At 37.6% G+C, this 13,540-nt stretch carries 13 protein-coding genes; 10 read left to right on the forward strand and 3 right to left on the reverse strand.

The window, feature by feature from the left end:
• Window positions 1-29: 29 nt before the first annotated feature.
• Complete coding sequence (locus tag ALLST_RS0101490) at window positions 30-566, reverse strand: hypothetical protein (RefSeq protein ID WP_019892211.1); 537 nt, start codon at window positions 564-566, stop codon at window positions 30-32.
• A gap of 323 nt (window positions 567-889) precedes the next feature.
• Between ALLST_RS0101490 and ALLST_RS0101495 the strand changes: the two genes are divergently transcribed.
• From ALLST_RS0101495 to ALLST_RS0101510, 4 genes are all read left to right on the forward strand, one after another.
• Entirely contained in the window at window positions 890-2,794 is a 1,905-nt protein-coding gene (locus ALLST_RS0101495) for an alpha/beta hydrolase family protein (protein WP_019892212.1), read from the forward strand.
• The gene (locus ALLST_RS0101500) at window positions 2,791-3,285 is read left to right on the forward strand and encodes a PTS sugar transporter subunit IIA (RefSeq protein WP_019892213.1); all 495 of its coding nucleotides are present in this window, start codon (window positions 2,791-2,793) and stop codon (window positions 3,283-3,285) included. The genes ALLST_RS0101495 and ALLST_RS0101500 overlap by 4 nt, the downstream gene beginning before the upstream one ends.
• 206 nt (window positions 3,286-3,491) lie before the next feature.
• On the forward strand, window positions 3,492-4,766 hold the full coding sequence (locus ALLST_RS0101505) for a UDP-N-acetylglucosamine 1-carboxyvinyltransferase (RefSeq protein ID WP_019892214.1): 1,275 nt from the start codon (window positions 3,492-3,494) through the stop codon (window positions 4,764-4,766).
• 109 nt (window positions 4,767-4,875) lie between these two features.
• Complete coding sequence (locus ALLST_RS0101510; protein ID WP_019892215.1) at window positions 4,876-5,637, forward strand: LytTR family DNA-binding domain-containing protein; 762 nt, start codon at window positions 4,876-4,878, stop codon at window positions 5,635-5,637.
• 88 nt (window positions 5,638-5,725) lie between these two features.
• Here the strand turns inward: ALLST_RS0101510 and ALLST_RS0101515 are convergent, their stop codons facing one another.
• Entirely contained in the window at window positions 5,726-5,938 is a 213-nt protein-coding gene (locus tag ALLST_RS0101515) for a hypothetical protein (protein ID WP_019892216.1), read from the reverse strand.
• Between the two features lie 101 nt (window positions 5,939-6,039).
• The gene (locus ALLST_RS0101520) at window positions 6,040-6,630 is read right to left on the reverse strand and encodes a sugar O-acetyltransferase (protein ID WP_019892217.1); all 591 of its coding nucleotides are present in this window, start codon (window positions 6,628-6,630) and stop codon (window positions 6,040-6,042) included.
• A 303-nt stretch (window positions 6,631-6,933) separates the two neighbouring features.
• Between ALLST_RS0101520 and ALLST_RS0101525 the strand changes: the two genes are divergently transcribed.
• From ALLST_RS0101525 to ALLST_RS0101550, 6 genes are all read left to right on the forward strand, one after another.
• On the forward strand, window positions 6,934-7,707 hold the full coding sequence (locus tag ALLST_RS0101525) for a Cof-type HAD-IIB family hydrolase (RefSeq protein WP_019892218.1): 774 nt from the start codon (window positions 6,934-6,936) through the stop codon (window positions 7,705-7,707).
• Window positions 7,708-7,751: 44 nt separating this feature from the next.
• Entirely contained in the window at window positions 7,752-8,741 is a 990-nt protein-coding gene (cdaA, locus tag ALLST_RS09730; protein ID WP_019892219.1) for a diadenylate cyclase CdaA, read from the forward strand.
• Entirely contained in the window at window positions 8,731-9,570 is an 840-nt protein-coding gene (locus ALLST_RS0101535) for a CdaR family protein (protein WP_019892220.1), read from the forward strand. The genes cdaA and ALLST_RS0101535 overlap by 11 nt, the downstream gene beginning before the upstream one ends.
• A 220-nt stretch (window positions 9,571-9,790) precedes the next feature.
• Entirely contained in the window at window positions 9,791-11,134 is a 1,344-nt protein-coding gene (glmM, locus tag ALLST_RS0101540; protein WP_019892222.1) for a phosphoglucosamine mutase, read from the forward strand.
• A gap of 174 nt (window positions 11,135-11,308) precedes the next feature.
• Window positions 11,309-11,965, forward strand: coding sequence for a response regulator transcription factor (locus tag ALLST_RS0101545; protein WP_019892223.1), 657 nt, complete (start codon window positions 11,309-11,311; stop codon window positions 11,963-11,965).
• A gap of 3 nt (window positions 11,966-11,968) precedes the next feature.
• Window positions 11,969-13,477 (forward strand): HAMP domain-containing sensor histidine kinase, encoded by a 1,509-nt coding sequence (locus ALLST_RS0101550; RefSeq protein ID WP_019892225.1) that lies wholly within the window; start codon window positions 11,969-11,971, stop codon window positions 13,475-13,477.
• Window positions 13,478-13,540 lie beyond the last annotated feature (63 nt).

The raw sequence follows: 13,540 nt of genomic DNA on the forward strand, positions 1-13,540 counted from the left end.
ATTCATATTCTTGTTACGAGTTTATATGTCTAATAGATCATCTGTTTTATATAGGGAATCAATTCTTCCCAGTTTCCTTTTTGAAAGCCAAACTTCCATAGCGGAAGCACAATTCCGTTTTTCAAGATTAAAACAAGGAACATATCCATATACAACAATTGATCTACGTCATGATACGAAATGGACTTAGTTGTCCCATTAAAACGATAGGCAATCTCTTCTCCAATACAAACACAAAAGGGTATTTCATTTCCTTGTTTTTCCAGGGTTTGATGGATTTTGACTAGCCATTTTTTCTTGTTTCTGAGCGCAGATATGACAAGATAGGCAAGTAGGACAAAGAAACCAATAAAAATAAGAATTGCTGAAAGTAGTGTGTATTCTGTTTTTCCAGACAACACTCCATAAATAAAGGGAGCGATTGCGATGACTAAATAAAGGAATAAAGGGATCTTATTATTTGTTTTTCTTTGATTCCAAATTCCTAATGCTATTTCATTCATGATTTGTTCATTCATTTCAAATTCATTGACGAATGGATAGTTTTGTTTGTTCAAGTTTTCCATTGATTATCCTCTGATTGTATTTCATGCCATTCAAAAAATTAAAATTATGCTCTTATCATTTTTTTACCATAATTGAAGTTTGTTTCCTATCGTTTTATATAAAAAATCATAGTCTATGTTTTGTTTATAGATACTGTAAAAAGAAACGATCCAAGCAAAATGAGGATCATGGAAAAAGCAGGGCATTTCATGAAGAACTGTTGTAAACTATAAAATAAAGTACTCAAAAATAACCTCAATTGAGTGAGCTAGTTTGATCATGTTGTCTTGTATCTTTTGATGAATAGCAAGATGATTTCAAATGGATAAAGGGGATTTGTTTTATGAAGCCTGTTGAAATAAGAGATCTTTTAGAGATGGATTTTTATGGCAATCTGCAAGCAAGAGGCAAAAATGTATTGTTTGTCAAAGGTCATGCAGATCAAAAAAATAATGATTACACTTACGACTTGATGTTATGCCGTGAGGGAAAAATCTATCAAATCACGGATCGGAAGAACGTGAGATCCTATGTGTTTGAAGACAAAAATACGATTTGGTTTGTCAGGGAAGAAAATGGTCAAAGCCAACTTTATCGTATGTATCTAAAAGGTGGCGAAGCGTTATGCAAAGCGACAATCGATCGATCAGGTGTATCGATCTTAGGTTTTGTCGATGAGAATTGCATGGCCCTTAGTTATATTCAAAAAGCAGTAGATGATCACGATCTAGCTAATGATTATGAAGTGCTTGATGAATCGCCTTGGTATGAAAATGACAAAGGATTTGTCAGTGGCCAACGTATTGCTTTAGCAACCTATGATTTAGAATCGAATACATTCCAAGAGATAGAAAATTCGCAATTGCATATTCGTGGGGCAGTCGTACATGACCATTGCATTTATTATTGGGGATATGCTGATACGGGAAAAAAAGAAAAATTACATGCGGATGAAATTTGTGTTTTCAACACAAAGCTACAAAAAACAAGTTGTCTTGTGAAAACGGATTTGTCCATTTTTAACTTACAAGCCACAGAAAATGGCTTATATCTCTTTGCTGAGAATGGAAAGCCAATTGGTCTAAACTCCAATCCGAGTCTTTACTATCTCGACTTTAAATACCAAAGTGTCGACTTGAAAATGGATTGGCAAGAAAACTTAGGAAATAGTGTTGTAGGCGATTGCCAGATCATTGCCGGCAATTCTGTTTGTATGGATAAAGATTGTCTGTATTTTACAACGACAATCGTGGATCATAATAACTTGTTCTGCTGGGATGAAAATCGATTATTACAAGTATTGGAATGGAATGGCACGATTGAAACATTTAGTATTGCCAAAGATACGCTCTATTTTATCGGCGCGAGACCAGATCAACTGCCACAACTTTATCAATACAAAAATGGTGAAATTATCCAATTATCAAATTTCAATCCATTTTTAAAAGATTGTTATGTCGCAACCACAAAACCGGTGTTCTATACCGGATCATTCAATACTCAACAATGTGGATGGGTACTTTATCCAAAAGACTTTGATCCCCAAAAAACATATCCCGCAATTTTAAATATTCATGGCGGACCGAAAATGGCTTATGGGCGTGTGTTTTTCCATGAAATGCAAGTTTGGACATCACATGGTTATTTCGTATTCTTCTGTAATCCATTTGGCTCTGATGGCCAAGGAAATGAATATGCAGATATCCGTGGCCACTATGGATATGAAGATTACCAAGATCTGATGGCTTTTACTGATGCAGTTTTAGCAGAAGTCAAACAAATCGATCCGAATCGATTAGGCGTGACGGGGGGAAGTTATGGCGGCTATATGACCAACTGGATCATTACACATACGTCCCGATTTAAAGCGGCAGCGAGTCAACGTTGTATTTCAAACTGGATTTCATTGTGGGGAACAAGCGATATTGGTCCTGATTTTGTTCGCGATCAAATGCAGGCTGGTCTAGAGGATATTGAAACACTCTGGAAGCATTCGCCACTTAAATATGTAGATCAAGCCGAAACGCCGACTTTATTCATTCATTCGGATGAAGATTATCGCACACCAATTGAACAAGGTTATCAAATGTTAAATGGCTTAATCGATCAAGGCGTTGAAGCTAAAATGATCGTATTCCATGGTGAAAATCATGAACTTTCACGAAGTGGAAAACCTGTTCATCGCATGCGGCGTCTTGAAGAAATTACGAAATGGATGGACGATCATCTAAAGGAAAAAGAATCATGAAGCCTATGATAAAACGAAAAGAAAAAAGAGTTTCGGATAAAAAGTTATTGGCATGTATAGATGGAAAGCTAATGCCGCTAGGGGCGGTCGCAGATCCGGTATTCGCTTCTCGCTTATATGGCGAAGGAGTAGCGATTGTTCCCGAGGATGATGTGATTGTGGCGCCATGTAATGGAACGATCACAATGCTTGCTTATAATCGACAAGCCATCGGTATTGAAACGGAACAAGGAGATATGGTCTTGATTCATATTGGCTTTAATACAGCACAATATGGAGAAAAGGCGTTTGAAGCGCGGGCAACGGAAGGAACAAAAGTAAAACCTGGAATGCCATTGATTACAATCAATCGTCATTTTTTAGAGAGCGTGAATGCGGATATGACAGTCTGCATGGTCATCACAAATCTCAAAAGAATCGAGGATTATCGAGTCCTTGAAGGGGATGTGGTCAGTGCCGGAAAAACACCCGTATTAGAACGAAAAATTTAAAACGGAATATTCGCTATTTGACAAGTATGAAATACAGGATAGGTAAGGAATTGTTTACAAGGATCTTGCTTTACACTTAGATGAAATTCTGTATAATTTTTTTCGTACGTCTTCAAGAATAATCAACAAGAACTTGTTAATGTGTTAATCACAAGGATTTTTGAATGAAAATTAGAAAAGACGTATTTTCGAGAGGAGAAACGAACATGGAAGAAGTCATAAAAATTGAAGGTGGCGTTCGCTTAAACGGAACAGTTCGGATTTCCGGAAGTAAGAACTCGACAGTTGCATTAATTCCTGCTGCTGTTTTAGGAACAGAAAAAGTAACGATTTATGGGGTACCACAAATCTCTGATGTTGAGGCATTGATTGAACTATTAGAAGAGCTTGGCGTAAAAGTCACACGCGTGGATGAAGAAACGCTAGTGATCGATCCATCCGAAATGATGGATGTTCCATTATTAGGGGATGCGGTGCAAAAGCTGCGTGCTTCCTACTATTTCATGGGTGCTCTTTTAGGAAAATATGGAAAATGCATGATCAAAAGCCCAGGTGGATGTTATTTAGGACCTCGTCCAATTGACTTACATATCAAAGGGTTTGAAGCACTTGGCGCAAAAATTAGCTATCCAGGAGATTGTACTTTATTACAAGCACCAAAAGACGGCTTAAAAGGGGCACGTATTTTCTTGGATATTTCTTCTGTTGGGGCAACAATCAACATCATGATGGCAGCCGTTTATGCTAAAGGACGGACAATCATCGATAACGCAGCTCGTGAACCAGAAATCATCGATATTGCGACACTCTTAAATAAAATGGGTGCCCGCATTCATGGTATGGGAACGAGTACTTTAGTCATCGATGGTGTCGAAGAGCTGAAAGGCTGTGTTCATGAAATTATTCCGGACCGTATTGAAGCAGCGACATATATCTTGATTGCTGCAGCAATGGCAGATGATATGAAAATCACGAATGTCATCCCACAACACTTAGAGGCGATCACTTCTAAATTAGAAGAAATCGGCATTAACTTAACTCGTGAAGGGGATACGATTCATGTTTTCGGTAATGAGCCAGATAAATTGTTGAAACCAACAGACATTACCACAAAAGCTTACCCAGGATTTGCAACAGATGTGCAACAACCATTCACGGCTTTATTGACGAAGACAGATGGTTGCTCGAGCGTGACAGAACAAATTTATGTCGAACGTTTTAAACACTGTGCAGAATTAAATCAAATGGGAGCGAACACTTTTGTCAAAGGTGCAACGGCTTATATTAGTGGGCCAACACCATTACATGGTGCATCAGTAACAGCAACGGATTTACGTTGTGGAGCTGCATTAGTCATCGCCGGCTTAATGGCTGATGGGGTAACAGAAATCCATGAAATTAAGCATATTGACCGTGGTTATGACAAACTTGTCGAAAAACTAACGGCATTAGGAGCAAGAATTCGAAGAGAAGTGATTTAGCTTCTCTTTTTTTCTTTGCGAAAAAGAACCATGAATGTTTCGGAAAGTAATTAAAATAGATTAAGATAGAGTCAATACATTCATTTCTTTTAAGAGAGGAAGGGGTTTCATGGTTAAAATCGCAATTCTTGAACATGAAAAAGAAACCAAAGAGATCGTTTTTCAGCTCGCAGGCTTTTTTAATAATATTGACTGGACGTTTAGACACTTTTATAAAGCATCATTACTTGCCAAAGCGATGAAAGAAGAAGAGTATCAAATCTTTTTCTTTGATGAAATGTTCCAGACGCCACGTTTGGAAAGTGTTTTTGTGCACGATAATCCTTCAGCTTTGTTTGTCTATTTATGCCAAGATCCAGCGCATAAACAGGCCACGGAGCACCGCCGTCGAGTACTCTACATCTCAAAATATAATTTAAAACAAGATATGATTTATATCGAAAGTCAGCTCAAAGAACAGATGCGGCAAAAAGAATGTTATCCGCTCAGTTTCCAAGGGGTGAAAATCGATATTCCGATCGAAGACATTTACTATTTGGAAAAAGTGGGAAAATTTGTTCATTTCCATACTCGCAAAGGGGAATTCCATGGCCGTTTGTATTTGGCAGATTTAGAAGAAGAATTCGCAAAATATGGATTTATGCGTGTGCATATTTCGTATTTGGTCAATAGTAAATATTTAACAGGAATTTATAAAGATGAAGTGGAACTGAATCATTCCATGCGTGTTCCGTTATCGCGTGCACAAAAGAAAAAATTAGGTTTAAAAGTACGCAAAGTCGAAGGGGCAACGAATACACCTTTAAAAATGAATAGAGTGATGTATAAACAATCCGATAGTTTGATTGAACAATCTGACGACGATGAATAGAAAAGTTTTTTAAAGAAAAATACGATTTTGATTGAATCATTTGCATAAAAATAAGCGGCAGTGCCCCAAAAGGATGCTGCCGCAATTTTTATGATTTTTTGGAATCATCGTTGTTTGATGATGTGTTTCCTTTTCGTCCCGGAAGTTTTCCTTCATCGACTAATTGTTTGGCAACGCCAATACATAAAAAGCAACAGCCAAGAGGGAAGAACACCATGCTTTTAAAAATGAAGCAGGAGACAAGGAAAACAACTGTCATGACATAGTAGGCATGATAATCTTTCAGATCTTTAAATTTCATTAGCAGATACCTCGTTGTCAATATAGCAGGCATTGATCGAGATTTGTAAGTCTTTGCTTTAGGAATGGTGATTTAAAAGAAAAATCCGCCTAAAAAATGCCTTAGAGTTCACAAAGATCACGGATGCTATCGTCTTTTGTGATTTTACGCAGAATGCGACAAGGGTTGCCAACAGCAACGACATGAGCAGGGATATCTTTGTTCACTAAACTTTTAGCACCAATTACACTGCCTTCACCAATTGTCACGCCCGGTAATATCGTGACATCGCCACCGATCCAAACATTGTCTTCGATCACGATGGGTAAAGCGATTTCGTAGCCTTGGTTTCGCTCTTGATAGATCAAAGGATGGTTTGCAGTATAGAGACCACAACGCGGGCCGATAAAACAATGACGACCGATTGTGATTTTTCCACCATCCATAAAGTAGGCATCGTGGTTAATAAAGGTACCCTTGCCAATACTTGTTCGATATCCATAGTCCGCATATATGGGACTAAGTATGGTCACGTCTTGACCTACATGAGAGAAGAGTTTATTCAAGATTGCTTGTCGAGAGCGCTTTTGGCTTGGCTTAATCTGGTTGAATTGAAAACAAAGATCTTCTGCTTTGTCACGAAGCTTGGATAACTCTAAATCAAAGTTTGCATCATACCAAACTCCTTTTTCCATTCTTTCTTTTTGGCTCATTTGAATGACCTCCTTAGCTGGATTTTAAAGCGATGGATCAGTACATAAAATGCGGTTTGATTCTGTATTGTTTTTATTTTAATCGATCAAATATAGATTAAAAAGATCGGTTTAACCTTTTGTTTTCAAGGCAAAATGAGTATGGAAATCACGTCTTTAAGGTGATGAAAAAAAGACAAAAAAAGGGAGGATTTTACACGGGGATAGAATTGGTTTTATTTATCAAATCAGCGGATTTCTATGGTATCATGGACTAGAAATAACTATCTAATTAACTGCAAAAGATAATAGAAAGAGGACCTTATGAAGCTACTTGCTACAGATTATGACGGAACATTAAAATTTGGTGATTCTGTTCAAGAAAAAGATGTAAAAGCAATCCAAGAATGGAGAAAAGCAGGAAATTTATTTGCGATTGTAACCGGCAGATCAAAACAATCCATCACGCGTGAATTAGAAGAAAACAATATTCAAGTAGACTATTTAGTAACGAATAATGGCGGAATGGTTTTTGATGACAAAGGCGAAATCTTATTAGAAACAACTTTAGATAATATTATGGCAATCGACTTGATGTATGTTTCCCACGAGATGCCTGACGTTGTTTCTTATACCGTTAATGATGGTGTAAATCGTCACAAAGTAGAAGTTCATCCAAATTTAGAAGAACATCGCTATGCAAATCTACAACCAGACTGGACAGAAGAAGAAATTATGGATTCTGGACGCTTTGCCCAAATTGTGTACTCTTGTACAACCCCTGAATCGACAGTAGAACTCGCAAAAAACTTAAACGCTCATTTTGGTGAGATCGTGACTGCGTTTGCCAATAATTTCGTTGTCGATATCGTGCCAAAAGGAGTCGATAAAGCAACGGGAATTGATTTTATTAGTGCTTATGCAAGTGTAAATGATGATGATGTATATTGCATCGGGGATTCTCATAATGATGTACCGATGTTAGAAGCATGCGAAAACTCTGCAGCAGTTTCTATGGCACATACTAATGTCAAAGAGGCTGCTCATTATGAGTATGATAGTGTGGCAGACTACATCGCATTTGCAATGAGTCGCTAGATTGAATATATGAATCAAGTCATCAAACAGAAAGAAGGGATTGTATGGATTTTCAGGATATTATCCTGCTTTTACGTTTGGTTCTTGACGTTTCTATATTAACTGCGCTGGTTTACACTGGTGTTCGCCTTGTTCGTGATAACAGCCGAACGATTCAAATCGTAAAAGGAATTTTAGCATTATTGCTGTTTAAAGCATTAATTGATGTATTCCAATTAAAGACGATTGGTTATTTATTGGATTTCTTCTTGCGATGGGGAATTATCGTGATTTTAATCGTTTTACAACCGGAAATCCGATCGATTCTTGAACAAGTCGGAAAAACAAATGCGAACTTTGTACCGAATTTACCAGTTGAGCGAATGAAAAAAATGGTCGAAGAGCTCGTGAAAGCAGTCAGTGACATGGCAAAAACAAAAACGGGAGCTTTGATTTCCTTGCAGATGGGACAGTCTCTAGAAGAATATGCCAAAACAGGAATCAAAATGGATTCGGATGTTACAGCGGAACTATTAGAGACGATTTTCCAATACGGAACGCCAATGCATGATGGGGCGGTTATTATTGTTGGCGATAAAATCGCTTGTGCTGCGGCATACTATCCATCTACCGCAAAAGATTTGCCATCGAAATATGGAGCACGACATCGTGCTGCGGTCGGGATTTCTGAAGTGAGTGATTCGATTACTTTGATCGTATCCGAAGAAACAGGCAATATTTCGATCGCCCAAAAAGGAACTTTGACGCAATATACACCAGAAAGTTTATATCGTTATTTAGCGAGTCGATTAATCCAACCAACTGAAAATAGATCTTCAGTCTTCCAACCAGTATTAGATTCCGCTCGTTCTTTATCCAATTCATTTGCAAGAGGAAGTCGGAACAAGGAAGAAAAGAAGGATGATCGAATTAGACCTTTATCGGTGTTGAACTTATTACCTGATTCAGCATTAGGTAGCAGCTCACGAATTCAGAAAAAACAAGATTCAAACAAAAAAAAGAAGAAGAGTGGAGGTGAAGGTCGTGGATACTAAACCCCATGGTTTTTTCGGAAAATTATTTCAATCATTAGGCTTGATCGTTCGTTCTCTTTTAGGGCGAATTTCAAAACTATTTGATCGAATTATTTATGATAATCGACTTTCTTTGCTATTCTCTTTTATCTTTGCGCTAGCTATGTGTATTTCCATTAACTATAGCGATTTGCAAGGTAGACTTTTTAAAAACGATTCAGTGACATTGAATATGCCCAATATTCCAGTAGAGGTATTTGTCGATACCAATGCCTTTGAAGTGACCGGCGTGCCAAGTGTCGCAGACATCACCATCGAAGGAGATACGGCTGACATTCAACTTGTTCGTACGCAAAACTCGGCTTCGATTACCGCTGATTTACGACAACTTTCAGAAGGAACAAGTGATGTCACACTTGAAGTATCAGGATTACCGACCGGGCTTACGGTAAAAGTGAATCCGGAAACTGTACAAGCAACATTGGCCAAAAAATATACAAAGACATTCTTTATATCGCCAGATTTAATTGTCGGGAATGGGCAATCACCGAATGCCTACAATGAGCCAGCTTTATCGTCACGCTCAGTTACCGTTCGGGCGACACGCGACAAGCTCAATTCAATTCGTTCAATTCGGGCAATCGTGGATACATCGAGTTATGAAGGCGAATTTGTAGCGGAAGTTCCACTCGTTGCTTATGATGGATCGGGAAAACAAGTGAATGTTTCTATTTCACCAGAAACGGTCACTGCGACAGTGACGCTGGTGCAAAACAATCACGAATCAACAAGTAAAGATAACAATAAAGAGACAGACAAACCAAAATCTTCAATCACAGAATCAAAATAAGGATTCTTCAATTCATTTCGGTGCGAAAAAGAAAATGATTATTGGAAATACAACGTTTCCAGTACAATAAGGTTGTTGAAACAGATAATTTTATATTTGACGAGGCAACCATTATTCTTCGTACGTTTAAGAATGATGAAATGATAGATGGTTTGAATCACTAGCGCCTCGATGGATCATCCAGACAGGCGCTTATTTTATTTAAAAGGAGATTTACAAAATGGGAAAATATTTTGGAACGGATGGAGTAAGAGGTCGTGCAAACGAACAACTTACTTTAGATATGGCTGTGCGTATTGGCCAATGGCTAGGTTGGTATTATTCAAAGTCTAAGACACATGCCAAAATTTTAATTGGCCGCGATACACGTTTATCCGGATCCATGTTTGAACTGGGTTTAGCAGCTGGTGCAGTCAGCACAGGTGCAAATGTGTACTTGTTAGGGATTTGTCCGACGCCGGCAATTTCATATTTAGTTAGCGAAGAAGACTTTGATTGCGGAATCATGGTTTCTGCATCACATAACCCGTTCTATGATAACGGAATTAAAATTTTCAATCACGAAGGCATTAAAATGCCAGAAGATATTTTGTTACAGATCGAAGACTACATCGATGGAAAAAGTCAGATCGAACTCGCAACTGGAGAAAGAGTTGGGGAATATTTTGACTGGGAAACAGGACTTGAGCTTTATATTTCATGGTTGAAGAAAACAAATTCGATGGATTTAAGCGGTATGCATATTGCTGTTGACTTGGCCAATGGTTCTGCTTGTTCAACAGCAGTAGAAACATTAGATGCCTTAGGGGCAACCGTCGATGCGATTAATGCTAGCCCAAATGGAGTCAACATTAACTTAAAAGCAGGATCAACGCACCCAGAAGGGTTACAACGTTTCGTCATTGAAAATCAATGCGATATTGGATTGGCGTTTGATGGGGATGCCGATCGTTTAATTGCCGTTGATGCAAAAGGACGATTAATCAACGGGGATTATATTCTTTATATTTTAGGTCTCCATATGCATGAACAAAATAAACTGAATCAAAACATCGTTGTGACTACAGTTATGGCAAACTTAGGCTTATATAAAGCGTTCCAAAAAAATAACATCGATTATATCCAAACCCCAGTCGGCGATAAATATGTTTTAGAAGAAATGATGAAACATGACTATAGCCTTGGTGGAGAACAATCTGGTCATATTATTTTCTACAAAGATGAAGTGACAGGAGATGGATTATTTAGTGCATTGCGCTTGTTGCATGTAATGAAGGAAACTGGAAAATCTCTCGAAGAATTGGCGAATGGTTTATACATTTATCCACAACTATTAGAAAATGTACAAGTTAAAGATAAAAACATTGTGTTACACGATGAAGACATCCAAGCTAAAATTGATGAAGTGGCCCAATTTTTAGGGGAAGAAGGACGTATTCTCGTTCGTCCGAGTGGAACAGAACCATTAATTCGCGTTATGGTAGAAGCAGCGACGCAAAGACTTTGTGAAGACTGTGTTCACATGGTTACCGACTTAATTTATAAAAAAGGATATGCTGCTTAAAGAAAGCAGAATTCAATCACTAACAATTTAATGTAGTGTTTATGTCATAAGTATTCGTTTAGCTTTAATTTTATTCGATATAATAAAAAGGAAAGTGAATGAAGTGAACTTACAACTCTACTAGAATAGTGGCTTTCATGCCTGGAAGTAAGGAAGACACAAAGGAGATTTCCAATGAAACGAATCATTAATATCGTTGAAGATGAAAAAGACATTAACAATTTAGTTGCTCAATATCTTCGTAAAGAAGGATACGATGTAAATTCGTATTATACCTACGAAGAAGCAAGTGTACACACCCAAGATGATGTTCATCTTTGGATTTTAGATATCATGCTCGATGATAAATCTGGTTTTGACTTATTAGAGGAAATTCGGCAAAGCAATGCCGATACGCCAATTATCTTTATGTCAGCGCGAGATAAAGAATTTGACCGAATTATCGGCTTGGAAAAAGGTTGCGATGATTACATCACAAAACCATTTTCACCAAAAGAACTCGTTTTACGCGTCAACAATTTAATTAAACGGGCTTATAAAGATACGAATAATCGAATCTTTATTGATGGTTATGAACTCGATGAGGAACAACGTAAAGTTTATTCTGATCAAGAAGAAATCGAATTGACGACAAAAGAATTCGACTTATTGATGATGTTTATCAAAAATAAAGGATTTGCGTTCTCTCGTGAAAAGATTTTAGAAATTGTTTGGGATGAAAACTACTTTGGTAGCGACCGTGTTGTCGATGACACATTACGTCGTTTGCGTAAAAAACTGCCAAAACTCAATATCCATACAATCTATGGTTATGGCTATCGTTTGGGGTAGATTATGAAAATGCCTTTACAAAACACATTTAAAAAACTGACCCTGACTCAGCAGATCATGGTTTTGATCTTGATGATGGTTGTGTTTTTAATGTTGTTTTTTAGTTTTTTCCTCTCAGGAAATATTAACGAAACAATTTCGCAACAAATCTATACGACACTTGAGGAAAAACAAAAGCCAATCGTTAGTGCTTTAGAAGTGGGGAAAAGCCCTATACATGATCGCGAATTGTTTGGTTATTTAACGATCGATCGCAAAATCTCAACAGCTGTTGTGACTAAACAAGGTGCCGATATTGTTTGTGCATCTGATATTCACAATCCACCAAAAGGGATGATTGTTGATGGTGTCATTACAGAAGCAAGAGAGATGCTTGAACAGGATCGACCAACGGAACAAAAAGAAGTGTCCTTTAATAGTCACATGTATTATTGTCGATTTACCCCGATTACCGTTGAAGGTATGGATGCTGTTCTTGTTTCCTATACAGATGATGCCTATGCCCAACAACTCCGATCAACCTTGATGGATTCGACGATTTATGTAATTGTGATCGTCTTCTTTATGTTGTTGATCATCTTGTTGCTTTGGGTATTCCAAATCATTCGCCCATTGAATCAGATCAAATCGTATATTGCGCAAATTAAAGAGGGCAAAGATGTCGATTTATATATTTGTCGAGATGATGAAATTGGGGATGTGGCCAAAGAACTGCAGACCTTAACAGCGGAACTTGCTAAACAAGAAAAAGCAAAAGAAGAAATGATTCATAACATTTCGCATGACTTAAAAACGCCAATTGCAACAATTAAGTCATATTCTGAATCCATTAAAGATGGAATCTATCCATATGGTGATTTGGAAAGTAGTGTTGATGTCATTTTGGATAATGCCAAACGTCTTGAAGACAAAGTACACTCCCTTTTATATATGAACCGTGTGGAATACTTAGTGTCTTCGGATTCAGAAGGCGTTACAACCAACATGAAAGACGTCGTAGAAGAAGTTGTTTTAAACGCCAAAGTCATTCGCCCAGAAATTCAATTGATTACGGACGTAGAAGAAGTTTATTTTGATGGCTTGTTTGAATCTTGGCGGGTTTGTATCGAAAACATCCTTCAAAACGCCTTCCGTTATGCAAAAACGTATATCAAAATCGAAGTGCATGAAAATGAACTTTGTATTTCAAACGATGGCCCAAAAATGGATGAAAGCAGAATCGATTCTTTATTTAAACCATTCATTATGGGTGAAGGTGGAAAATTCGGCTTAGGTCTTTCTATCGTATCAAAAGTCGTTGCCGCCAATGAATACAAAGTGCAAGGTATGAATACCGAAGATGGTGTGGCGTTTAGAATTTATCGGGAAGTGGAAGAAAAGAAACCATCGAAACGCGCCAAGGCAATTAATGTAGCGCATTGGAATAACTCCCGAAAAATGCGTGATTCCATCAAAGAAAATAAACAAGAAGAAAATATAGATCCGGAATGCAAACATATGCATAAACGGTAAATAGATCAAATCAATAGAAAACAACCAGGAATGGGCATGATCAACATGCGCTAGCCTGGTTGT

Source organism: Allobaculum stercoricanis DSM 13633, from assembly GCF_000384195.1.
GTDB classification, from domain to species: domain Bacteria; phylum Bacillota_I; class Bacilli_A; order Erysipelotrichales; family Erysipelotrichaceae; genus Allobaculum; species Allobaculum stercoricanis.

Excerpts from the sequence above, each read along its gene's own strand:
- ALLST_RS0101490 (WP_019892211.1), bottom strand. The coding sequence starts at position 566 with ATGGAAAACTTGAACAAACAAAACTATCCATTCGTCAATGAATTTGAA.
- ALLST_RS0101495 (WP_019892212.1), top strand. The coding sequence starts at position 890 with ATGAAGCCTGTTGAAATAAGAGATCTTTTAGAGATGGATTTTTATGGC.
- ALLST_RS0101500 (WP_019892213.1), top strand. The coding sequence starts at position 2,791 with ATGAAGCCTATGATAAAACGAAAAGAAAAAAGAGTTTCGGATAAAAAG.
- ALLST_RS0101505 (WP_019892214.1), top strand. The coding sequence starts at position 3,492 with ATGGAAGAAGTCATAAAAATTGAAGGTGGCGTTCGCTTAAACGGAACA.
- ALLST_RS0101510 (WP_019892215.1), top strand. The coding sequence starts at position 4,876 with ATGGTTAAAATCGCAATTCTTGAACATGAAAAAGAAACCAAAGAGATC.
- ALLST_RS0101515 (WP_019892216.1), bottom strand. The coding sequence starts at position 5,938 with ATGAAATTTAAAGATCTGAAAGATTATCATGCCTACTATGTCATGACA.
- ALLST_RS0101520 (WP_019892217.1), bottom strand. The coding sequence starts at position 6,630 with ATGAGCCAAAAAGAAAGAATGGAAAAAGGAGTTTGGTATGATGCAAAC.
- ALLST_RS0101525 (WP_019892218.1), top strand. The coding sequence starts at position 6,934 with ATGAAGCTACTTGCTACAGATTATGACGGAACATTAAAATTTGGTGAT.
- cdaA (WP_019892219.1), top strand. The coding sequence starts at position 7,752 with ATGGATTTTCAGGATATTATCCTGCTTTTACGTTTGGTTCTTGACGTT.
- glmM (WP_019892222.1), top strand. The coding sequence starts at position 9,791 with ATGGGAAAATATTTTGGAACGGATGGAGTAAGAGGTCGTGCAAACGAA.
- ALLST_RS0101545 (WP_019892223.1), top strand. The coding sequence starts at position 11,309 with ATGAAACGAATCATTAATATCGTTGAAGATGAAAAAGACATTAACAAT.
- ALLST_RS0101550 (WP_019892225.1), top strand. The coding sequence starts at position 11,969 with ATGAAAATGCCTTTACAAAACACATTTAAAAAACTGACCCTGACTCAG.